Source organism: Paenibacillus sp. J22P165 (assembly GCF_059692015.1).
Window position 1 is genome coordinate 224,479 of record NZ_JCAUAP010000006.1, and the last position, 21,871, is coordinate 246,349.

Sequence of the window (21,871 nt, forward strand, 5' to 3'; positions counted from 1 at the left end):
TTTCTTGCCCTTATGCTTGCTGATCTCTTACTTATGGACCTTATCAATCACACCGCCGCCTAGACAAATCTCTCCATCGTAAAATACAACGGATTGGCCAGGCGTAACTGCTTTTTGCGGCTTATCGAAGACAACTTCACAGCTACCATCTGGCTGCAAGGTGATGACAACCCCTTGATCCGCTTGACGATAACGGAATTTGGCTGTACACGTAAATGCACCCTCAGGCTTCTTAGTGGAAATCCAGTTTACGTCAGTAGCTGTTAAACCTTTGGAATAAAGACCTGGATGGCCCTCGCCTTGCACGACGAGCAATTCATTCTTCTCCAAGTTTTTATCTACAACGAACCAGGGTTCACCGGAACCTGATCCACCAATCCCAAGACCTTGTCTTTGGCCTAATGTGTAATACATTAACCCGTCATGACGCCCTTTGATCTCACCATTGCGAATATCGACCATATTCCCTGGCCGTGCAGGGAGATATTGGCTTAGGAACGTTTTGAAGTCACGTTCGCCAATGAAACAAATCCCCGTACTATCTTTCTTCTTCGCTGTTGCAAGACCAGCTGCTTCAGCGATCTCACGTACCTTGGACTTTGGCAAGTGACCGATCGGGAACATCGCTTTGGCAAGCTGCCCTTGATTAAGGACGTTAAGGAAATAGGTTTGATCCTTATTGGAATCATTGCCACGCATCAATACGAATTCACCGTCTTGTTCCTTCACTTGCGCGTAATGTCCCGTTGCGATGTAGTCGCCGCCTAGATCGAGAACTTTTTGCAACAATTCTCCGAATTTGATTTCACGGTTACACATGACATCTGGGTTCGGCGTGCGACCCTTGGTGTACTCGTCCAAGAAGTAGGCAAAAACTTTGTCGTAATACTGCTTCTCGAAATTTACTGTATAGAAAGGGATGTCGAGTTGGTCACAAACCCGTCTGACATCCTCTGCGTCTTCTTCTGCGGTACAATGACCAAATTCGTCAGTATCATCCCAGTTTTTCATGAAAATGCCAATAACTTCATACCCTTGCTCCTTAAGCAGCAGCGCGGCAACCGAAGAATCGACACCTCCAGACATCCCTAGAATGACACGTTTTTTTGTTTCCATAGCGTGAACCTCTTTTCCATCTTGCTTGACTTGGGTGGAGCTGTTCATTTTGAACACTACTATTATACATGCCAATTGCTCAAAATTAAAATATTTCATGAGAATGTCATTGTTTTTCCCCCACAATACTAGGGTTTTGTGATAACATAGATACGATATACGGATGTTTTGGAATGTTTTTGCGAAAAATGGAAACGCTGTTTACCTAGATAGGGACGACCCTGGTTGTTAAAACGTAGGGAGCGAGATTGGTAAGCATCTCAAGTTTTAGCGATATATACAGACTCCTTGATGGCATATCATGTTGAATGAGGTGTTAATTTTGAAAATTTCCACAAAAGGTCGTTATGGTCTAACGATCATGATGGAACTAGCTAACCGAGTGGGTGAAGGACCAACTTCACTAAAGAGTATTGCTGAGAGACATCAGCTTTCGGAACATTATCTTGAACAACTTGTAGCTCCTTTGCGTAATGCGGGTTTAGTCAAAAGTATTCGCGGAGCATACGGTGGCTATATTCTCTCTAAATCTGCCGAGCAGGTAACTGCTGGTGAAGTCATTCGTGTACTTGAAGGGCCGATCAGCCCCGTAGATTTTACGGAAGAGGATGATCCTGCCAAAAGGGATTTGTGGATTCGCATTCGCGATAGCATTGCGGAAGTGCTGGACTCCACAACATTGTCGAACCTGATCTCTTTTGAGGATAAAGGCAAAAACGATAATTACATGTTTTACATTTAAGGTGACTCATGGAACCTATTTATCTAGATCACGCTGCTACAACGCCCGTACATCCTGATGTATGGGAGGCGATGTTGCCTTTCTTTACAGCAAATTTTGGTAATCCTTCCAGTACGCATAGCTTTGGTCGTACAGCAAGAACAGCGCTGAATCGCTTCCGCGATGGTATGGCGAAATCACTAGGCTGCTTGCCTAGTGAGCTGATCTTCACAAGTGGTGGAACCGAAAGTAATAACATGGCGATCTTTGGGGTTATGCAGGGGGAGCAAGCTGGTAAGAAGCATATCGTGACAACTGCGATTGAGCATCATGCCGTGCTGCATCCCTGCGAACACTTAGAACGTCTTGGATTTGAAGTCACATACGTACCCGTAGGTTCAGATGGGCTTATTCAACTAGAAGATGTGGAAGCATCAATTCGTCCCGATACAGCTCTTATCTCTATGATGTATGTGAATAATGAAGTAGGTACGATTCAGCCAATTGAGCAAGTTGGCTTGCTCGCTAGAACGCATGGCATTCCTTTTCATGTCGATGCGGTGCAAGCACTAGGAAAGATTCCCTTGAATCTTGCTGAGCTGCCGATCGATCTTATGAGTCTGTCCGCTCACAAAATTTATGGCCCCAAAGGTGCTGGAGCCCTGTACGTCTCCAAGCATACGAAGTTGCTTCCTCACGTATTCGGCGGCTCGCAAGAACGTAAGCGCCGTGCAGGTACTGAAAATGTCCCCGCCATCGCCGGCTTCTCGAAAGCAGTTGAAACCATTCTTCCGCTCCAAGAACGCAACTACACACAGGCAAGTGAGCTTCGCGAACACATGATTTCTATCCTAGAACAGCAATTGGGCTGTGATGCGTTTACAATTAACGGGCACAAGGAACAGCATGTCCCGCATATTCTAAACATTTCTTTTCCAGGTATCTCAACTGAAACACTTTTAATGAACCTTGATTTAAGTGAAGTAGCTGCTGCAAGCGGCTCCGCATGTACGTCTGGCTCTCTTGAAGTCTCGCATGTCTTACAAGCCATGAAACTTCCAGAAAATGTGACACACTCCGCGGTGCGATTTAGCTTTGGAATGGGGAATTCTAAAGAACAAATCGAAACGGCTGCCCATAAAGTTGCAACCATTATTCATCGGTTGCGTAATAAGTAGTACTGGGCGGTTCTAGGAGGCGTTGCGTTTGCGCAGAGCGCATGAATTAATAGGACTTCCCGTGTTAACCGTTGAGTCGGGTAAGCAAGTAGGCGAAGTAAAGGATTTATTGATCGACCCAACTTGGAACATAAGCGGCATTGTGCTCGAAGCGAAGACGTGGTTCTCGTCCTTACGATACATATCATGGGAGGGAATCGTCGCAGCCGGAGAAGATGCTATAACCATACCGAACGAAAGTGTCATTTGCGAATTTGGGCAGAAGAATGAGTGCCATGCTTTTCTTGAGGGAAGCGACAAGATTAAAGGACTTCCGGTCATCACAGTGGGAGGGCACGAATTAGGCGTGGTAGAAGATGTTTATTTAAACCAGAATTGGGGTAAACAAATAGTAGGTTATGAATTGTCCGAAGGGTTTATTTCTGATTTAAAAGAAGGGCGAAAGTGGCTTCCCATGCCAGAATTGGCAACAATGGGGGAAGATGCGATCATCGTGCCTGGACATTGCGCTCAGGAAGTAGAAGAACTCTTCGTATCCAAAGAAGAATAGGGTGAGCATGATGCGTTGTCCAAACTGTAATTCCAAAGATATTGGAAAGATCGGTTCCCACCAATTTTACTGTTGGGGTTGTTTTATCGAACTTAGCGTAAACGGAGATAAAATGTCCGTTTATCAAGTTGAGGAAGATGGTACGTTAAGTTCTCTGGATGATTTGTTTTTTGAGGAAGAAGTTTCTCATATCCATGAACACGTGAACTAAAGTTAACATGTTGAAACGTTAGCGTTCGAGCGAGAAATCGCTTGGGCTCTAACGTTTTTTTGTCATTCCGTGACATTGAAGGGTTAATTTGGGTGAGTTGTACACATACTGTATGAACGCTAAGTTGAATTTCTAATGACAGAGGTGGAGGTTGTATGGAACGATTTTTGAGTAATAAATGGTTTATAGGTATGGTTTATGCCTTGCTCATCCTGGTCGGATTATACTTGCTTATCTTGATTAAGCCTATACTATTTCATCTTTTTACTTTCATCAAAGCCATCGTAATGCCGTTTTTCATTGCGGTCATCATATCGTACATTCTTAATCCAGTGGTCACGATACTGAATAAACGGAAAGTGCCAAGAACAATTGCTGTTCTGTTGATTTATAGTGTGTTTATCACTTCTGTGACGGTCATTATCATGAATATGACCCCGATGTTTATCGAGCAGGCTGCGGAATTAAATGAGCATATGCCACAAATGGCGATGCGCGCACAGTCGCTTGTTGACGGTTTTAATCAAAATCAACTACTGCCGGACAGTGTGCGAAATGGGTTTAATCACTCGATCGGTAAGCTGGAATCGAAGATTTCTATGGCTGTCGCCGATTACATGAATCAGATTGGGACGACGATCAATATGCTGTTTATTGCTTTTATCGTGCCATTCCTCGCTTTCTACATCTTGAAGGATTTCCAGATTATTGAGAAAACAGCGCTAGCTATCGTGCCAGTGAAGCATCGTAAAAAAACCGTCTCTCTCCTGATGGACATAGATACGGCACTGGGCAATTATATTCGCGGACAGCTCCTCGTATGCATCATTATTGGCATTCTCGCATATGTAGGTTACTGGCTGATCGGCATGCCGTATCCGTTATTGCTAGCTAGCGTGGTCGCGATCTTCAATATCATCCCTTACATGGGGCCTTTCTTTGGTGCGGCACCTGCCATCATTATGGCTTCAACCGTCTCTTTGAAAATGGTACTGTTCGTAGCCTTGGTCAATTTGACCGTGCAGATTCTAGAGGGGAATGTGATTTCTCCCCAGGTCGTTGGCAAAACCTTGCACATGCATCCGTTGTTTATCATCTTCGCCTTGCTTGTTGGGGGGGAAGTAGCAGGCGTAGTTGGTTTAATCTTGGCTGTACCGTTTTTTGCTGTGATGAAAGTGATTATCCAGCATGTGTTCATCCATTTTGTACATAAGCCAACTACTTAGCGGGATATTGCCGTTACAGGCAAAAGACGCACAAAACCCCCTGAGCCATGACTTGCGGGATCATGGTCCAAGGGGTTTTGCACGAGGGTTGAGGAGTTTTGAAAGGTTGTGGCCCATACGTAAACCATGAAATGGACTACGGAATAAGTGAGTAATAATCAAGCTGTTAGTTGTTTGTTCGATAATGAAAATCATTATCAATAAACTTAGTATACTTCTATTGAGAATCATTGTCAATGGTGAATTTTTATACGATAGATTGGAGGCAAGTCCTTATTTCAGATGCTTGTCTTTATCATCGCCCTGGCTGTCATCTTCCTCTTTTTGTTCTTTTTGTTCTTGAAACTCTACATGTGATTGACCTGTAATGTAGTCAAAGGGGTTGTAGCGACTGTCTGGTATTTGTTTTTTAATGAGTGTTTTCACCATGATATAAATGATTAATACGAAAATGGGGAAAATCAGACCGAGCAGTGTTAGGGTAGACATATCCATTTAAAGCACCTCCGTTGTTTCTATTGTAATATAGATGGCTGTCATATTGACAGGCAACATCCATAAAGTTATAATTTGCCTTATCTATATGTGAATTAAAACGTTGATGAAACTAAGTAAGTCATAGCCCATCGATCAGAGAGAAGGTTCCGCTTGGCAGTTAGCGCTGCGAAGTCGGCTGTAAGAACCTTTCGGTGTTAGGATGGCCCAAAGCTCGTTTCGGAGTGTGGATGAACTCCACCGGTTGGACCCGTTACAAGTCCGCACAAGGAGATTGGATTCGCCCTTGCCTCTGAGGCAGTGGGAGCACGGATACAATAACCAGGGTGGTACCGCGATGATTCGTCCCTGTTAGCTGCAGGGGCGTTTTTTGTTTGTTTGTAAACATATCCTAAATATGGAGGCTTGACTTCGATGAAAGCAAGTGAGATTCGTTCAAAATGGTTACAGTTTTTCGCAAGTAAAGGGCATAAGGTTGAGCCTAGCTCCTCTTTAGTCCCTCACAATGATCCGTCCCTTTTGTGGATCAATGCGGGTATTGCTCCGTTGAAGCCGTATCTAGACGGGCGTGAAATTCCTGAGAATCCGCGGATTACGAATGCTCAGAAGTGTATCCGTACGAATGATATTGAAAACGTAGGTAAAACACGCCGTCACCATACATTCTTTGAAATGCTAGGAAATTTCTCCATCGGGGATTATTTCAAAAAAGAAGTCATTCCTTGGGCATGGGAGTTCCTTACGGATCCGCAATGGATCGGTTTTGATCCAAATCGGATCTCGGTTACGGTTCATGAAGATGACGAGGAAGCATTCGAAATTTGGAACAAGCAAATTGGGATTCCAGAGGAACGTATCTATAAGCTGAAAGAAGATAATTTCTGGGATATTGGTGAAGGGCCATGCGGTCCATGTACGGAAATTTTCTACGATCGCGGCGATAAATACGGTGATTTGTCTGATCCGGAATGCTGGCCAGGCGGCGAGAATGAGCGTTTCCTTGAAGTGTGGAACTTGGTATTCACGCAATTCAACCACAATTCAGATGGCAGCTACACACCGCTTCCAAATAAGAACATTGATACAGGTGCAGGCTTAGAGCGTTTTGCTTCCATTCTGCAAGATGTGGACTCTAACTTCGACACCGACTTGTTCTTACCGATTATTGAGAAGACATGTGAGCTAACTGGTGTTGCTTACCATGTAAATGAAGAGCATGATGTTGCGCTAAAAGTGATTGCTGACCATATTCGTACGGTTGCATTTTCAGTAGGTGATGGTGTACTTCCTTCCAATGAAGGTCGCGGTTATATCATTCGTCGTTTGCTTCGTCGCGCAGTACGTTATGGGAAAGTGCTTGGGTTGGATAAACCGTTCTTGTTCAAGCTAGTGCCAACGGTTGGGGACATCATGGGGGTATATTATCCTGAGGTTGTCGATAAGCGTGAGTTCATTGAGAAGGTTATTCGTACCGAAGAAGAGCGTTTCCATGAGACGTTGAGCGATGGCTTGATCATTCTTGCCGAAATGGTACAGAAAACGCAGCAAGCTGGCACGAATCAAATCAGCGGACCTGACGCATTCAAGCTTTATGATACGTACGGCTTCCCATTTGATTTGACGGAGGATTTCGCGTCAGAGAAAGGGCTGACTGTGGATCGTGCTGGTTTCGATGCTTCCATGCAAGAGCAGCGTGATCGCGCACGTGCAGCAAGTAACAAAGAGGGCGGTATGAAGGTTCAAGGCGGGCCGCTGTCGGAATTAACGATTAAAAGCGAATTTGTTGGATATAATGAATTGGTAGTTACTGCTAATATCGTAGCCATCGTACATGAGAATGAGCTCGTAGAGCTTGTTGGTGTTGGTGAAACTTGCCAAGTCGTTCTAGACCGTACGCCTTTCTATGCAGAGAGCGGTGGTCAAGTTAGCGACCATGGTACAATTCGCAACGATCAGGTAACTTTGCAGGTTGTTGATGTGATGAAAGCTCCACATGGTCAGCATGTACACAAAGTCATCGTTGAGTCCGGTGTACTGCGCCAAGGTGAGGCTGTAGTCGCTACAGTTGCTTCTGCACCACGTACAGATATTATTAAGAACCATACGGCAACACACTTACTGCACAAAGCACTTAAGGAAGTGCTAGGGACGCATGTCAATCAAGCAGGTTCCCTTGTAGAGCCAGATCGCTTGCGTTTTGACTTCTCCCATTTCGGCTCCATCACTAGTGAAGAGCTGCAAGACGTAGAACACCGTGTGAATCAACAAATTTGGAATAGTACGAACGTAGATATTTCCCTCAAAGCAATCGCAGATGCGAAAGCAATGGGCGCAATGGCGCTATTCGGTGAGAAGTACGGCGATATCGTTCGTGTTGTACAAGTTGGCGACTACTCATTAGAGCTTTGTGGTGGCTGTCACGTTCAAAATACAGGCCAAATCGGCTTGTTCAAAATTGTAAGTGAGTCGGGAATTGGTTCCGGCGTACGTCGGATTGAAGCTGTTTCTGGGCGCAGCGCGTATGAGTATTTGGATGGTCAACTGCAATTGTTAAAAGAAGCAGCTGGCTTACTGAAATCGAACATCACGGATGTTCCCAAACGTGTGGATGCTTCTTTGCAGCAAATGAAAGAACTGGCACGTGAGAATGAGTCACTTCGTGGTAAGCTTGGTCGTATTGAGGCTGGTTCGCTTACGGATCAAGTGAAGCAAGTTGCTGGTGTTTCCGTTCTGGCTGCACAAGTCAATGCTGCGGATATGGATTCTCTTCGTAACATCGTTGATGAGATGAAAGGGAAACTGGGGTCGGCAGTCATCGTTCTAGGCGCTGCTACAGAAGATAAAGTGAATCTGGTAGCTGCTGTTACACCTGATCTCGTTTCTAAAGGCTTCCATGCGGGTAAAATTATTAAAGAGGTTGCACAGGCAGTCGGCGGAAGCGGCGGCGGTCGTCCAGATATGGCACAAGCTGGCGGTAAGGATGCAACGAAATTGCAGGCTGCTTTAGCTAGTGTCGAGGGGCTTCTATCCCAATTTGTATAATTATTTTTCTAATGGACAGGAATTTTTAAAACCATAGAGAATATATCACATGTATAACGCAAGTTTTTTACCAAATATTTTACAAGGTCACAAGGAAGTGGGGTGCTCCTGATGAGTTCCATGGACAAAACAATGAAGTTCAATGTGAAGGCGGAAGAGATCGAAACTTCGCCGAAGGATGTGTTGCTGGCGGTGTATGATGCTCTTCAGGAAAAAGGGTATAATCCGATTAACCAGATTGTTGGTTACTTGCTTTCCGGGGATCCTGCCTACATTCCGCGTCATAATAATGCCAGAAGCCTCATTCGTAAACGGGAACGGGATGAACTAATTGAAGAATTAGTTCGTGCTTATCTGGGCCAACACAAATAGAAGAAAAGAGAACCAGCATGAGATGGATGGGCTTGGATTATGGGGATAAAACCATCGGTGTCGCATTAAGCGATGAGCTCGGGTGGACGGCTCAAGGACTTGAAGTCATTCGCCGTAATAAGCCGGGAGAAGACATTGAACGGCTTATACAGATTGTGAATGAATATGGCGTATCGCAGGTTGTTGTCGGGTTGCCGAAGAATATGAATAATACCATTGGGCCCCGCGGCGAGATTGCAATTGCTTTTTCAGAAGAATTAAAACAAAAGATTAGTGTACCAGTACACCTATGGGATGAGCGTTTAACTACGGTAGCCGCTACACGGACGCTTCTAGAAGCAGATGTAAGTCGGAAGAAACGGAAGTTAGTCATTGATAAAATGGCGGCACAGCTTATTCTACAAGGGTATATGGATGCCAATATGAAGAGGTGAATGAACATGTCCAAAGAAGAATTGCGTGAAGAAGAACCAGAAATCATTTACATCCCGGACGATGAAGGCAACGAAGAAGAGTTCGAGGTTATCATGAAATTCGAAGTGGACGGTTCAGATAAGAAATATATGATGGTTGTGCCTACAGATGGCGGAGATGAAGAATCCGATGAAGTGTATGCCTTCCGTTATGAAGAAGACGACGACGGCGAGGACTTGAAGCTTTTCACCATCGATGATGAAGAAGAGTGGAACATTGTTGAAGAAACGTTCAACACCTTAATGGCGGAGTTCGATGAGGAAGAAGAAGCATGAGTTTGACAACGCCTTCTGATGTATTGCGCAAAACTTACGGGGATGATATCCTGTTGTCTGACGACCAAAGTGAGTCGACGGTATATCATCTTCTAAAAGAATTCGTCTATGAGAACCAAACGTATGCAGTTATGCAGTCCGATGCACTGAAGAAGGATGAGGAAGTTGCCCTTTTTCGTGTCATCTCGAACGATGACGGAGAATACGAACTTGTGACCATTGACGATGACGATGAGTGGGAAACAGTTTCGGAGCTTTATGACGAAATGGTTTTTCCTGAGCAAGATGACTTGTGAGAAGAAGATAACCGAGCGGAGATTATCCGCTCGGTTTTGTTGTGCATATGGTTAATGCGAGTAAGGTAACCTACAGCCAAAGACTTAACGAGCGATATTCTTAGGAGGAATCGAAGCGTTGTGAATATGGATGATGAACGAGAAGAATCACAGAGGCCTAAGCGCAGTAAACTAAAGTGGGTATTGCTGAGCATAAGTATCGTTGTGCTACTAGCTCTGGGCACGGCAGCAGGCGTAGGATTGTTTATCGCGAATGCGCTGCAGCCAGTCGATGCAACTGACCAGGAGGTTCGGGTATCGATCCCACAAGGCTCCAGCTCCATACAGATTGCCAATGAATTAGAAACCAAAGGACTTATTAAGAATTCTTCCATTTTCACGTACTATCTAAAATACAAAAAGCAGGGCTCCAAATTTCAGGCTGGTGAGTACGCGATGAAGCCTGGCATGACATTTGTAGAAATGATTGATAAACTTAACAAAGGTGAAGTTGTAAAGGAAGAAATGATTCGCATCACGATTCCTGAAGGTTACACCATCGATCAAATTGCGGCCAAAATGAGTGAGCTGAGTACTTGGAAGAAAGAGACGTTTTTGCAATTAGTTGATGATCCAGCAGGTTTCAAAGTTGATACGACAGCGTCGATTCCAGACAGTAAGAATTTAAGACATCGTTTAGAAGGCTATATCTTCCCTGAAACCTATGAGTTCAAGAAAGGCTCTACGGAAAAGGAATTCGTCGAGCGCTCCTTAGAACAATTAGACAAGATGCTTGCGACGCTTCCTTCTGATTGGAAGGACAAGCTTAAGGCTCGTAATCTTTCCATACATCAAATGCTGACGATTGCTTCCTTAATCGAACGAGAGGTTGTTGTCGATACGGAACGAGCACTTGTATCAGGTGTCATCGTGAACAGAATGAAAATGAACATGCCGCTTCAAATTGATGCGACAGTCCAATATTTATTCGATAAGTCGAAGGATCGTTTACTGGAAAAGGATTTGCAAATTCAAAGTCCATATAATACGTATTTGAATACAGGATTGCCTCCTGGGCCTATTGCAAGTCCTAGTCTAGCCTCTATTAAAGCAGCGATTTATCCAGAAGAAACGAAATATGTTTTCTATGTAACGAAAAAGGATGGAACCATGGGGCATTTATTTGCGGAAACCTTTGAGGAGCACAAGAAGAATATTGCCAATAGTAAGAAGGCGGCGAATTAAGCAAGACGAGCGAATTAAGTTGACAGAAGGTAGGTAAGCATGACGTGAAAAGACCAGAATTAGTCATCAGCTGCGGTTCAATTGCTGAGTTGAAACAAATGATCCTTGCAGGTGCAGATGCTGTTATTATAGGAGAAGATCGCTACGGGCTTCGGTTGCCTGGCGAAGTGAAGCTGAACGAAATTGGAGAAGCAGTTGCTTTCGCACACGAACGGAATGCCAAAGTCTATGTGGCGGTTAACAATATTTTAGATAATCAAACGCTTGAAGGCTTAAAAGATTACTTAACTGCCCTCCAGTCACATGGCGTAGATGCCATCATTTTCGGTGATCCAGCGGTTGTTATGACGGTACGTCAGCTGGCTGTACCATTGCCGTTGCATTGGAATGCCGAGATGACCTCTACCAACTATGCCACTGCTAATTATTGGGGGAAACAAGGCGCAGTACGCGTCGTGTTAGCGAGAGAGTTGAATATGGAGCAAGTATTAGCTTTTAAAGAAAAGGCTGAGATTACTGTAGAAGTACAAGTTCATGGGATTACGAATATTTATCATTCCAAGCGCGAGCTTGTCAAAAACTATATGGCTCATCAAGGGAAAGAAGCAGAAGAAAATCGCTCGAAGGAGCGGGGGCTATTCCTTATTGAGCATGAACGCCGCGACCAACGATATCCCGTCTATGAGGATCGCAATGGTACACACATCATGAGCTCGGAAGATTACTGTATGTTAGAAAATTTGCCGGAGTTCATCGATGGGCATATCGACAGCTTGAAAATTGAAGGATTACTCAAATCCTCACACTACAATGAAACGGTTGTAAGAAGCTATCGTGCCGCGATTGATGCGTATCTTGCGAATCCGGAAGGCTATGAATTTCAGCAAGAATGGCTGGATGCGATTGTTGAACTACAAGATCCTGAGCGTGAGTTGAGTTTCGGATTTTTCTATAAAGAACAGGTATATTGATTGAAAAAGAAAGAAGGTGCTCTCCCAGATGACGACAGCCGTAGAAGCACGAGCCAGGGGTAAGCGTGTAAGACTTGATAAGCCGGAGCTGTTAGCTCCAGCGGGTAATTTAGAGAAGCTGAAATTTGCGATCCATTATGGCGCAGATGCGGTATATATTGGCGGACAGAAATATGGTTTGCGCTCCAACGCGGATAATTTCTCCAAAGAGGAAATGCGTGAAGGCGTCGAATTTGCCAAGCAATACGGAGCTAAGGTATTCGTAGCAACGAACATCTACGCACATAATGAGGATATTGAAGGATTAGATGAGTATTTGCGTGGACTACAGGAAGTTGGTATCTCGGCGATTATTGCCGCAGACCCTATCATCATGGAAACGTGCCGACGTGTTGCCCCTGATTTAGAAGTGCATGTGAGCACACAGCAGTCAGTCATGAACTGGCAAACTGTGCAGTTCTGGAAAGATCAAGGTATCGAACGTGTCGTATTGGCGCGTGAGGTCAGCATGCAGGAAATTGATGAAATTAAGGCGCATGTAGAAGTCGAAATTGAAGCCTTTATTCATGGGGCTATGTGCAGTTCTTACTCAGGCCGTTGTGTCTTGTCCAATCACTTTACAGATCGCGATTCGAACCGCGGCGGTTGCTCGCAATCGTGCCGTTGGAAATATGATTTATTCACAAAGGATCAGCCGCTGGATGCACCTTTGGCGACGGATTTCCCTATGTTTGCCGAAGATGACGATGCCTTTACCATGGGTTCCAAGGATTTGAGTATGATTGACCACATTGCGGATATGATTGAATCGGGTGTGGACAGTTTTAAAATCGAAGGCAGAATGAAGAGTATTCATTATGTGGCTACAGTCGTGAACGCCTATCGCCAAGCGATTGATGCCTATTTCGAGGACCCAGCGCATTTCCAGCTGAATCCGCTCTGGCAGGATGAAATCCATAAAGCAGCGAATCGCCCTTTAAATGATGGATTCTTTTATGAAGCACCAGGTCATGAGGATCATATTTTTGAACCGGAAGATAAGGTTATCGGCTTCGATTTCGTAGGTTTGGTTATGGACTATAACGCAGAAACCGGAGTTGCTCTTATTCAGCAACGAAATCATTTCAAACCAGGCCAAGAGATTGAGTTCTTTGGCCCAGATGGCACGCATTTCAAGCAAACCGTTGGCGTCATTCAAGATGAAGCGGGCCAAGAATTAGCAGCTGCAAGACATCCCTTGCAATTAATTCAACTAGAAACCGTGAAACCTGTAAGAAAATGGGATATGATGCGGAAGAAAACAGGCAAATAGTACCATGGAAGCTTTCTCCAGTGTAGGTTATATTGGAGAAAGCTTCCTTTTTTATGCCTAACATGACGAGATACTTGTTGTTTCGTGTCGAAAATTGTCGTATTGATGGTAAAAATGCCTCAATATGCTTTCACTCACCCCTGAGTAGACGCGATGAAAGTTTTCTCGTGCTTCTAGATCGTTTTATAGAGGATATTGGAAATACATGTCGAAATCAGTTTATGACAAAGCATGTAAACCTTTTCATGAAGAGCGTAAGAAGTAAAAAGGTTAATTAGAAACTAATGGTGGTGAACGAAATGACAAAAAGACTTCAAGGTATCCGCGCTATTTTAAACAAAGTAGTTCAAGCAACTGGACAAGTTCGAAGGGGTCGAACTGTTGAGACTACGAATGGTGGCTCAGCATCACCGAATGGTACATATGCATTCAAAGGTCCGAGCAACATTAAGCTCGAAAATCCAGTGAAATCAGTTGGGATGAAATTATTTCTGATGTTTTTCGTAAGTATCCTGTTTTTCGTACTTACGGTAGGGATGATTTCCTATTCAGTCTCCAAAAGTGTAATTAAGAACAAGGTAGCAGAATCCAGTTTACAAACAGTGACACAAGCAGGACAGAAGTTAGATTTCCTTTATCAAACTTTTGATGATGTCTCACTGCAAATTATGCTTAACAAAGAGCTACAGGAACTTTTAGATAAGGTTCCAAAATTAGAGGCATCCTCCTATGAAGCACTGGATGTTACACGTCAATTAACGGAAAAGTTAAACGTAGTTACGTTCTCTAACAAATCCATCAAAACACTTCATTTGTACCGTCCGGATGGTAAATTGATCGTGATTACAGGCGCTGGCGGCGCTCCTGCGATTGACAATTCAGCTTCAACGGATTGGTTTAAACAAACGGTTGAGAACGCTGGTAAAGTGACATGGTTGGATAGCCAAACCAAAGGTTACTCCAGCAGCTCTACGAATACGTTTGCAATCAGCCGTCTGATGCGCAACACGCTAACGAACTCGTCAACTGCTGTACTAGTCATTGAGCTTAGCACGGATATTTTGACGAAAGAGTTAAGTGGCATGTCGTTAGGCGATGACAGTAATGTCATCATTACGAATGCGGCGAATAAGAATATTGCTGTTAAAGATTTGGCTGACATTGGGAAAGAATCATCCGTACAACTCACGAAAGAGCAACGTGAAGAAGAGCATGGATCATTTATTACGAAGGATGATCACTTAGTAGCTTTCTACAAATCAGCAATTTCGGGATGGAACTTGGTTGGTGATATTCCAGTTAGCGCACTTGTAAAAGATGCGAAGAAAATTTATAACTACACCCTCCTAATCGCATTGTTTGCGGCTATTGCTGCGGTTATTATCGGTATTATCGTTGCTAGAATGATCGGAACGCCACTTATTAATCTGCGTAATCTGATGCAGCAAGGTGCCAAAGGGAAGTTAACCGTTCGTGCCAATTATAAGACGCAAGATGAGATTGGGCAGTTGGGTGCAAGCTTTGATATGATGATGCAGCAGATTACGTCACTTGTTCAGCAAACGAGTACGTCTGCTCAAGCGGTATTTGAGACAGCGCAAGAGTTAACAAATTCCTCAAAGGTTACTGCTACAGCAGCTAGAGAAATTGCGGTAGCGACAGATGAGATTTCCAATGGCGCAGGCGGTTTGGCGACAGAGTCAGAAAAAGGTAATGAGCTGACTCACCATATTGGTATTCAGATGAAGCAAGTAATCGAGGCTAACCTAGAGATGGGAACTGCGGCAGCTGATGTACAAACGTCCAGTGAGCTTGGAACGAAGTATATGTCAGAGCTTATTGCCAAGACGAATTTGACGGAAGAAATGATTCGATCTATGGTGGATAAAGTGGATCGCTTGAAAGAAAGTACGCGTTCGATCCGTAAAATTTTGGATCTTTTGAATAACATTTCGAAGCAAACCAATATCTTGTCTTTGAATGCCACAATTGAAGCGGCACGTGCAGGTACAGCGGGCAAAGGCTTCATGGTTGTTGCGGATGAAATTCGTAAACTTGCTGATCAGTCCAAACAATCCATTGATGTTGTTGGTCAAATTACAGAAACGATTCAAGGCGAAATCGATGAAACCGTTAAAGTTCTTTCAACAGCAACCCCAATCTTCCAAGAGCAGATTATGGCTGTTAAAGAAGCGGATACGATTTTCAAACAAGTAACGAATCATATGGGCGGCTTTATTGTTCAATTAAGTACCGTTAGTGATTCGATTTCTACACTAGAACAATCACAAGTGGTGCTGTCTGATGCGATGACGAATGTCAGTGCAGTTGCCGAGGAATCGTTGGCTACTTCCGAGGAAGTTGCTTCCCTAAGTTCCGAACAGTTGAGTATTAGTGATGGTTTGGTGAAATTGTCGGACAAGCTGGATCAACTGTCCCAATCATTGACTGATACACTATCCAAATTCGAAGTGTAATAGCAAAGCTGAGTCCACTCTCCCTTAGGAGGGTGGATTTTTTGTCTTTTCGCCGTGTAGGGGCAGTTTGATGTGTTGCCAGAATGCCGATACTGGAAGCAGTGACGGTTATTTTGGAAGTTTAAAGGGGTTCATGCTATGAAGGATAATCAATTATCTGCGATGGAAAAAAGACGTATGTTTTTGCTGCTCTTTTTGATCCTACTCTTATTTCTTGGTATTTTAGGTAAGTTATTTTGGATACAAATCGTCGCATCAGAGAGCTACTCATCTCGGGGAATCAATCTGGTGAAAAATTCTGTGATACAGCGACAACGTGCCCTTGTTCTAGAAAGTGGGCGAGGTGAAATTCTGGACCGGAATCTCCAACCTTTGACCGGACAAATTGTGAAAGCATTGGTAGCGTTCCCTATAAACAGCGACTATGCGATGAATCAGCAGGATGTGAGTAAGCTAGCTCATATTTTACAGACAAGTAAAGATAGATGGGTTACTTTTGCACGTAATTTGAAAGAGCCTCAAGTATGGGGAACGCAAGATGGAGGGGAAGCGCTCTCTCTCAGCGCACAGCAAGTAACAGAGATCGATGGGTTGGGGTTAGCGAATGTGAAGGTTGTTGAAATGGAGAATCGCTATCCTGCTGGAATGACCGCGCGACAGCTAGTTGGCTTTATTGGGCAAAATCCCGATCGTGTGATGCAAATCTACGGCTCGGACCTGGACAAAGGGAAGGTTTCGCTGACAACGAAAATTGGCGGGGCTGGACTGGAGAAGTCATTCGACACTTGGCTTCGTGGTGTTGGTGAAACATCTATCTCCTACTTCACAGATGCGGGGAAGAGGCCTCTGGCAGGATTAGACGCACGGATGATTGCTCCGGACAACTCATTTTACCCTGTGAAGTTAATTACGACCTTAGACAGCGGTGTGCAGCAGCAAATAGAAGCACTGATGGATAAGCTCGGGATTCGGGAAGGTGCTGCGGTCGTTCAAGAAGCATCGGATGGCGATGTGATTGCGATGGCAAGCAGGCCCAACTATAATCCCTTGCAAGTCGATCTTGCTAGTAAGAATTGGAGTAATTATACGCTTAAAGCGACGGCACCTGGTTCTATTTTCAAGACTATTGTGGCAGCGGCAGCATTGGATGAGAAAGTGGTTACGCCCACAGAAACGTTTGATTGTGAAGGGGCGCTTGGGAAGTATGGGTTCACTTGCTGGCGGAAAGAGGGGCACGGGCCTTTAACCTTAGAAGAGGGCTTTGCGCAATCGTGCAATATTGTATTTGCCAACGTTATGCAGCGACTAACGGCTTCACAATTAGAGGCGTATGCGAATAAGCTTGGTGTTCTGAATGAAGTGGGTTGGACAGGGAAAACCGACACAAGAGCCGTGTTCGAACAATTCGATGCCGAGGAGACAGGGCAATTATTTGCTGCGCATACCCCTGAGAATGATGAAGGTGTTCTGATGCAAACTGCTATTGGACAACGGGATGTCCGAATGACGCCACTGCAAGCGTCGAATATGGTCGTGACTTTATTGAATGACGGGAAGGGCTTTATGCCTCGTGTTGTGCAAGAAATTCGCTATCAAACGGGGCGTGAGATGGAAGCATTTCCTGTGAAGTCTTTAGCAGCTAAGGAAGGCAAAATTTCAGCCGCAACGAGTCGTACACTCCTCAAATGGATGCGGGAGGTCGTTACGGAAGGAACTGGTCAAGGTTTGCAAAATGCCAAGTGGAAGCTGGCAGGCAAGTCAGGCACAGCGCAAATTCAAAATGGCACCCAAGAGAAGGTGAACCAATGGTTTATCGGCTATGGCCCTGTGGAAAGCCCTAAGTATGCAGTTTCTGTAGTAATCAAAAATACGGACCCGACGGAAAGTAATAAGGCGATTCCTTTATTCAAAGGGATCATGGACATTTTGGCAAGCCAAGGGTTGTCAAACAGCAAATAACAGGTATGATGGAGGATAAGCCTATTTGGCTGCCTACGCTGGAGACACTTATACTAAACTCAGGAGACTTAACCTTATGGCGATCCAACTGCCTTCATCCTTACGAATTCTTGATCGTTCCAATGACCAAGAACCTAGACCTATCCTATATGCTTTTGCTTTAGAAGAACTCTTGTGCCGTGCAATTGGGCAAGCAGCACCGCCCATCTTACATATATGGCGGCACCCGCGCGCCTTCGTTATGGGGCTGAGAGACAGTAGGCTGCCTAATGCAACGCTAGCTGATGAATGGCTGCGAAGCCAAGGCTATGAGACAGCTGTACGCAACTCCGGTGGAGCAGCTGTGCCGCTAGATGCGGGAGTCGTGAATATTTCGTTACTGCTTCCGAAAGAAGCTGGAGATATGGAGCATCGCAAAGATTTTGATCTTATGGTCGGATTGATTCGAGAGGTCATGGCATCTGTTACGGATCGTATTGACCAAGGGGAGATTATAGGTTCTTTCTGCCCAGGGGAATTTGATTTGAGCATTGGAGGGCGGAAATTCTGCGGAATCGCACAGCGCAGACAGCAGCTCGCCATTTCTGTACAAGCATTCCTAATCGTAGAGGGCCGCGGCGAGCAGAAGGCTGCCTTAGCTCGTGGTTTTTATGAGAGGGCTGCAGAAGCAGCTACCAAACAAGACTATCCAATTGTCGTGCAGGAGAGCATGTCGAGCCTTACAGAGTGTTTAGAACTGCCATTAACAGCAGAACAGTTTATTGAGCAGCTGCGTCAAGTGATGAATAGCCGAGGAATACAGCTTAGTCAAGCTGAGGAAATCGCCGGTTATCCCGACGAATCCCAGATTGAAGCGATGATTACGCTGATGAAGGATCGCTATGCCATCTCATCCTAAGAAATAATGCAGTGTTTCTGGCAATTCAACTTGCCAAAACCCCCATATATGCTTGCCAGGCTTCTCTATATAGTGAAGCGTGGCTTTTTTGTCTTGGAGAAAGGTGTGTGTCAGTCTGTTTTCTCGAACAAAATCGAATGTGCCGCGCTCTGTCGTCACATCCGTTTCATCGGTTCCAATGAGCATATATATTTCCAACCAAGATAAGTCGTCCTCTTGCTTGATTCGTTCACGCGTAATGTCGAAAAATGCGCCGGACAAGGATATAACTCGGCAAAAAAGGCTAGGATAATCTAAGGCGAGATGCAAGGAAACTGTTCCTCCAAGTGAATCCCCTGCAAGGATGCGTTCGGATCGCTCGGTTCGGACGGGATAACGACTTTCTACATAAGGGAGGAGCTCTTCTGCGAAGAATTGACAATAAGCATCGTGACGTTCGCCTTCAGGCGCATATTCGGATGTTCGATTCGTATTATTCACATCGACACCTACTACAATGGCAGGTTCCAAATCCTCATCAAGGATCAAACGGGTCATCGTGGTAGCAATCCGACCGAAATTGAAGAACTGTTCACCATCTTGACAGTAAATCACCGGATAGGAGAGCAGCTCGTTATAGCCAGGAGGAAGGTAGATCCGCAGGGGACGATTTTCTCCGAGCAAGCTCGAGGTTACTTCATCTTTTACAATAGTACGCTTATACAAACGGGAGTCATCTGACATTGTGGATCTCCTTGTCTTAGGGAAGGTGTATTATAGCAGTTGTTAATTCTTTGTAAACTGTATTATATATTTTCGTGAACTGTACTATTCATGATCGCGAAAAAAGGTGAGATACCCCGTCGTTGCTGGTGTACAATTCACCAAAACAGGATTATAATAATACTATAACAGAAGTCCAGATAGTAGGCACCAAAATCATATAAGAGGTGAAATGGTATGAGTAAGCCACTTGTCAGCCAAGCAAATTATGAAGTGACCACAGAAAAGGTTGAGCCATTGCAGGTTCTTGCTCCAGACGGCACAATCGTAAATCCCGATAAAATGCCTAAACTTAGCGATGAACAACTAAAAGAATTAATGAGAAGAATGGTCTTTACACGCGTGTGGGATGAAAGAGCAGTAAATCTAGGTCGTCAAGGACGCCTTGGTTTCTATGCTCCTGTTTCCGGTCAAGAAGCATCCATGATTGGTAGCGAATTTGCATTGAATAAAGATGATTTCATCTGCCCAGGATACCGCGACATGCCGCAGCTTGTATGGCACGGTCTTCCGCTATATCAAGCATTCTTGTATTCCCGCGGTCATCAACACGGCGGACAAATTCCGGAAGATGTTCATGTACTTATGCCGCAGATTATTATCGGCGCACAAATTCTTCACGCAACTGGTGTTGCTATGGCATTTAAGAAACGCAACCAACCGCGTGTAGCGATTACTTACACAGGTGACGGCGGAAGCTCAGAAGGTGACTTCTACGAAGGCATGAACTTTGCTGGAGCATTCAAGCTGCCTGTCATTTATTTTGTACAAAACAATGGTTACGCGATTACAACACCTTACTCGAAACAAACAGGAGCGCTTTCTGTTGCACATAAATCCGTTGCTGCGGGTATCAAAGGCGTGCAAGTAGACGGCATGGACGTTCTAGCTGTTGTTCAAGCTGTTACGGAAGCTGCTGAAAGAGGACGCAGAGGCGAAGGCGCTACGTTGATCGAAGCGTTGACATACCGTTTCCGTCCACATTCCTTGGCCGATGATACAACGAAATACCGTACCAAAGACGAAGAGTCCGATTGGGAGCCAAGAGATCCGCTTACACGTATGCGTTTGTTCTTGACGAAAAAAGGCCTTTGGAGCGAAGAAGAAGAAGCTCAAGTAAAAGAAGAAGCGAAAGCTACTGTTGCTGAGCATATCAAAAAAGCAGAAGAGACAGAGAAAATGACAGTCGCTGGTTTGATCGACTCCATGTTCGAAGTAACGCCTTCTCATTTGGAAGAACAAAAAGAATTATACAAATAGAGTGAACGTTCGAAACAAGTTTTCTTACGAAAACATTTAGGAGGCACAGAGTAGTCATGGCACAAATGACAATGATTCAAGCGATAAAAGACGCGATGCGCGTAGAATTAGAAAGAGATCCTAATGTTATTTTGTTCGGTGAAGACGTTGGTAACGTTGGTGGCGTGTTCCGTGCAACAGAAGGTTTACAAAAAGAATTCGGCGAAGAGCGCGTATTCGATACGCCTCTTGCTGAGTCCGCAATCGGCGGACTTGCGGTTGGTTTAGGCGTTCAAGGTTTCCGTCCTATCGCTGAGATCCAATTCGTAGGTTTCATTTACGAAGCACTTGACCAAATCTGCGTACAAGCGGCTCGTATGCGTTACCGTTCCGGTGGTCGTTACAACTCACCAATCGTATTCCGTACGCCATTTGGCGGCGGTGTAAAAGCAGCTGAGCTTCATACTGATGCACTTGAAGGTCTTTTGGTTCAAACGCCAGGGATTAAAGTCGTTGTTCCTTCCAACCCTTACGATGCAAAAGGACTTCTAATCGCAGCAATTCGTGATAATGACCCTGTATTCTTCATGGAGCATTTGAACTTATACCGTGCATTCCGCGGCGAAGTACCAGAAGGTGAATACACAGTAGAACTAGGTAAAGCCAACGTTGTTAAAGAAGGTTCTGATGTTACGATCATTACTTACGGCGCTATGGTTCACACATCCATGAAAGCTGCTGAAGAAATCGAAAAAACAGAAGGTGTAAAAGTCGAAGTTATCGATCTTCGTACACTTCTTCCTTTGGATATTGATACGATTGTGGCATCTATTAAGAAAACAAATCGTGCAATCATCGTTCAAGAAGCGCAAAAAACTTCTGGAGTAGCTGCAGAGGTAATTGCTCAAATTAATGAAAAAGCAATTCTTCATTTGGAAGCGCCAGTTCTGCGTATTTCACCACCAGATACGGTATATCCATTCGCACAAATCGAAGATGCTTGGTTGCCAAGTCCAGCTAGCGTAATCGCTGGAATTAAGAAAGTACTCGAATTTTAATTCACCCAGTCGAAG

General features: G+C 44.6%; 21 protein-coding genes. 18 read left to right on the plus strand and 3 right to left on the minus strand.

Features of this window, described 5'->3' with window-relative positions; all coding sequences use genetic code 11:
• Positions 1 to 27 precede the first annotated feature (27 nt).
• A complete protein-coding gene (gene mnmA / locus AC58QM_RS16205) occupies positions 28 to 1,116 on the minus strand; it encodes a tRNA 2-thiouridine(34) synthase MnmA (RefSeq protein ID WP_497285636.1) in 1,089 nt (362 codons plus the stop codon).
• Between the two features lie 322 nt (positions 1,117 to 1,438).
• On the opposite strand from mnmA, the gene cymR reads away from it, so the two are divergent.
• The 5 genes from cymR (at position 1,439) to AC58QM_RS16230 (ending at position 5,002) form a co-directional block, all read left to right on the plus strand.
• Positions 1,439 to 1,858 carry a cysteine metabolism transcriptional regulator CymR gene (cymR, locus tag AC58QM_RS16210; RefSeq protein WP_497285638.1) on the plus strand — a complete coding sequence of 140 codons (420 nt, stop codon included), beginning with the start codon at positions 1,439 to 1,441 and terminating at the stop codon, positions 1,856 to 1,858.
• An 8-nt stretch (positions 1,859 to 1,866) separates the two neighbouring features.
• Positions 1,867 to 3,015 (plus strand): cysteine desulfurase family protein, encoded by a 1,149-nt coding sequence (locus tag AC58QM_RS16215; RefSeq protein WP_497285640.1) that lies wholly within the window; start codon positions 1,867 to 1,869, stop codon positions 3,013 to 3,015.
• 28 nt (positions 3,016 to 3,043) lie between these two features.
• Positions 3,044 to 3,565 carry a PRC-barrel domain-containing protein gene (locus tag AC58QM_RS16220; protein WP_310502738.1) on the plus strand — a complete coding sequence of 174 codons (522 nt, stop codon included), beginning with the start codon at positions 3,044 to 3,046 and terminating at the stop codon, positions 3,563 to 3,565.
• Between the two features lie 7 nt (positions 3,566 to 3,572).
• On the plus strand, positions 3,573 to 3,776 hold the full coding sequence (locus AC58QM_RS16225; protein ID WP_028555750.1) for a YrzR-like zinc ribbon domain: 204 nt from the start codon (positions 3,573 to 3,575) through the stop codon (positions 3,774 to 3,776).
• Between the two features lie 155 nt (positions 3,777 to 3,931).
• On the plus strand, positions 3,932 to 5,002 hold the full coding sequence (locus AC58QM_RS16230; RefSeq protein WP_497285642.1) for an AI-2E family transporter: 1,071 nt from the start codon (positions 3,932 to 3,934) through the stop codon (positions 5,000 to 5,002).
• Between the two features lie 273 nt (positions 5,003 to 5,275).
• Here the strand turns inward: AC58QM_RS16230 and AC58QM_RS16235 are convergent, their stop codons facing one another.
• Complete coding sequence (locus AC58QM_RS16235) at positions 5,276 to 5,497, minus strand: DUF3951 domain-containing protein (RefSeq protein ID WP_497285644.1); 222 nt, start codon at positions 5,495 to 5,497, stop codon at positions 5,276 to 5,278.
• Positions 5,498 to 5,911: 414 nt separating this feature from the next.
• On the opposite strand from AC58QM_RS16235, the gene alaS reads away from it, so the two are divergent.
• From alaS to AC58QM_RS16290, 11 genes are all read left to right on the plus strand, one after another.
• The gene (gene alaS, locus AC58QM_RS16240) at positions 5,912 to 8,539 is read left to right on the plus strand and encodes an alanine--tRNA ligase (RefSeq protein ID WP_497285645.1); all 2,628 of its coding nucleotides are present in this window, start codon (positions 5,912 to 5,914) and stop codon (positions 8,537 to 8,539) included.
• Between the two features lie 111 nt (positions 8,540 to 8,650).
• Positions 8,651 to 8,911: an IreB family regulatory phosphoprotein gene (locus tag AC58QM_RS16245; protein ID WP_028555746.1), complete on the plus strand. Its 261-nt coding sequence runs from the start codon at positions 8,651 to 8,653 to the stop codon at positions 8,909 to 8,911.
• 17 nt (positions 8,912 to 8,928) lie between these two features.
• Positions 8,929 to 9,345, plus strand: coding sequence for a Holliday junction resolvase RuvX (gene ruvX / locus AC58QM_RS16250; protein ID WP_068665576.1), 417 nt, complete (start codon positions 8,929 to 8,931; stop codon positions 9,343 to 9,345).
• A 6-nt stretch (positions 9,346 to 9,351) separates the two neighbouring features.
• Positions 9,352 to 9,660 carry a DUF1292 domain-containing protein gene (locus AC58QM_RS16255; protein WP_056610485.1) on the plus strand — a complete coding sequence of 103 codons (309 nt, stop codon included), beginning with the start codon at positions 9,352 to 9,354 and terminating at the stop codon, positions 9,658 to 9,660.
• Entirely contained in the window at positions 9,657 to 9,956 is a 300-nt protein-coding gene (locus AC58QM_RS16260) for a DUF1292 domain-containing protein (RefSeq protein ID WP_310502734.1), read from the plus strand. The genes AC58QM_RS16255 and AC58QM_RS16260 overlap by 4 nt, the downstream gene beginning before the upstream one ends.
• A 126-nt stretch (positions 9,957 to 10,082) precedes the next feature.
• Positions 10,083 to 11,180, plus strand: coding sequence for an endolytic transglycosylase MltG (gene mltG / locus AC58QM_RS16265; protein WP_497286039.1), 1,098 nt, complete (start codon positions 10,083 to 10,085; stop codon positions 11,178 to 11,180).
• 44 nt (positions 11,181 to 11,224) lie between these two features.
• Positions 11,225 to 12,151 carry a peptidase U32 family protein gene (locus AC58QM_RS16270; RefSeq protein ID WP_497285647.1) on the plus strand — a complete coding sequence of 309 codons (927 nt, stop codon included), beginning with the start codon at positions 11,225 to 11,227 and terminating at the stop codon, positions 12,149 to 12,151.
• A gap of 28 nt (positions 12,152 to 12,179) precedes the next feature.
• On the plus strand, positions 12,180 to 13,463 hold the full coding sequence (locus tag AC58QM_RS16275) for a peptidase U32 family protein (RefSeq protein WP_497285649.1): 1,284 nt from the start codon (positions 12,180 to 12,182) through the stop codon (positions 13,461 to 13,463).
• A 299-nt stretch (positions 13,464 to 13,762) separates the two neighbouring features.
• Entirely contained in the window at positions 13,763 to 15,940 is a 2,178-nt protein-coding gene (locus tag AC58QM_RS16280) for a methyl-accepting chemotaxis protein (protein WP_497285650.1), read from the plus strand.
• A gap of 138 nt (positions 15,941 to 16,078) precedes the next feature.
• Positions 16,079 to 17,899 (plus strand): peptidoglycan D,D-transpeptidase FtsI family protein, encoded by a 1,821-nt coding sequence (locus AC58QM_RS16285; protein ID WP_497285652.1) that lies wholly within the window; start codon positions 16,079 to 16,081, stop codon positions 17,897 to 17,899.
• Between the two features lie 76 nt (positions 17,900 to 17,975).
• Complete coding sequence (locus AC58QM_RS16290) at positions 17,976 to 18,797, plus strand: lipoate--protein ligase family protein (protein WP_497285653.1); 822 nt, start codon at positions 17,976 to 17,978, stop codon at positions 18,795 to 18,797.
• On the opposite strand, the gene AC58QM_RS16295 is transcribed toward AC58QM_RS16290, so the two are convergent.
• Positions 18,789 to 19,520, minus strand: a complete 732-nt coding sequence (locus AC58QM_RS16295) for an alpha/beta hydrolase (RefSeq protein WP_497285655.1) — start codon at positions 19,518 to 19,520, stop codon at positions 18,789 to 18,791. The two genes, AC58QM_RS16290 and AC58QM_RS16295, sit on opposite strands and share 9 nt — an antisense overlap.
• Positions 19,521 to 19,736: 216 nt before the next feature.
• Between AC58QM_RS16295 and pdhA the strand changes: the two genes are divergently transcribed.
• Entirely contained in the window at positions 19,737 to 20,819 is a 1,083-nt protein-coding gene (gene pdhA, locus AC58QM_RS16300; RefSeq protein ID WP_310502727.1) for a pyruvate dehydrogenase (acetyl-transferring) E1 component subunit alpha, read from the plus strand.
• A gap of 56 nt (positions 20,820 to 20,875) precedes the next feature.
• Positions 20,876 to 21,856, plus strand: coding sequence for an alpha-ketoacid dehydrogenase subunit beta (locus AC58QM_RS16305; RefSeq protein WP_056610497.1), 981 nt, complete (start codon positions 20,876 to 20,878; stop codon positions 21,854 to 21,856).
• Positions 21,857 to 21,871 lie beyond the last annotated feature (15 nt).

Excerpts from the sequence above, each read along its gene's own strand:
- AC58QM_RS16295 (WP_497285655.1), bottom strand. The coding sequence starts at position 19,520 with ATGTCAGATGACTCCCGTTTGTATAAGCGTACTATTGTAAAAGATGAA.
- mnmA (WP_497285636.1), bottom strand. The coding sequence starts at position 1,116 with ATGGAAACAAAAAAACGTGTCATTCTAGGGATGTCTGGAGGTGTCGAT.
- AC58QM_RS16260 (WP_310502734.1), top strand. The coding sequence starts at position 9,657 with ATGAGTTTGACAACGCCTTCTGATGTATTGCGCAAAACTTACGGGGAT.
- ruvX (WP_068665576.1), top strand. The coding sequence starts at position 8,929 with ATGAGATGGATGGGCTTGGATTATGGGGATAAAACCATCGGTGTCGCA.
- alaS (WP_497285645.1), top strand. The coding sequence starts at position 5,912 with ATGAAAGCAAGTGAGATTCGTTCAAAATGGTTACAGTTTTTCGCAAGT.
- pdhA (WP_310502727.1), top strand. The coding sequence starts at position 19,737 with ATGAGTAAGCCACTTGTCAGCCAAGCAAATTATGAAGTGACCACAGAA.
- AC58QM_RS16245 (WP_028555746.1), top strand. The coding sequence starts at position 8,651 with ATGAGTTCCATGGACAAAACAATGAAGTTCAATGTGAAGGCGGAAGAG.
- AC58QM_RS16230 (WP_497285642.1), top strand. The coding sequence starts at position 3,932 with ATGGAACGATTTTTGAGTAATAAATGGTTTATAGGTATGGTTTATGCC.
- mltG (WP_497286039.1), top strand. The coding sequence starts at position 10,083 with ATGGATGATGAACGAGAAGAATCACAGAGGCCTAAGCGCAGTAAACTA.
- AC58QM_RS16255 (WP_056610485.1), top strand. The coding sequence starts at position 9,352 with ATGTCCAAAGAAGAATTGCGTGAAGAAGAACCAGAAATCATTTACATC.
- AC58QM_RS16285 (WP_497285652.1), top strand. The coding sequence starts at position 16,079 with ATGAAGGATAATCAATTATCTGCGATGGAAAAAAGACGTATGTTTTTG.
- AC58QM_RS16225 (WP_028555750.1), top strand. The coding sequence starts at position 3,573 with ATGATGCGTTGTCCAAACTGTAATTCCAAAGATATTGGAAAGATCGGT.
- AC58QM_RS16280 (WP_497285650.1), top strand. The coding sequence starts at position 13,763 with ATGACAAAAAGACTTCAAGGTATCCGCGCTATTTTAAACAAAGTAGTT.
- AC58QM_RS16215 (WP_497285640.1), top strand. The coding sequence starts at position 1,867 with ATGGAACCTATTTATCTAGATCACGCTGCTACAACGCCCGTACATCCT.
- AC58QM_RS16290 (WP_497285653.1), top strand. The coding sequence starts at position 17,976 with ATGGCGATCCAACTGCCTTCATCCTTACGAATTCTTGATCGTTCCAAT.
- AC58QM_RS16305 (WP_056610497.1), top strand. The coding sequence starts at position 20,876 with ATGGCACAAATGACAATGATTCAAGCGATAAAAGACGCGATGCGCGTA.
- AC58QM_RS16275 (WP_497285649.1), top strand. The coding sequence starts at position 12,180 with ATGACGACAGCCGTAGAAGCACGAGCCAGGGGTAAGCGTGTAAGACTT.
- AC58QM_RS16235 (WP_497285644.1), bottom strand. The coding sequence starts at position 5,497 with ATGGATATGTCTACCCTAACACTGCTCGGTCTGATTTTCCCCATTTTC.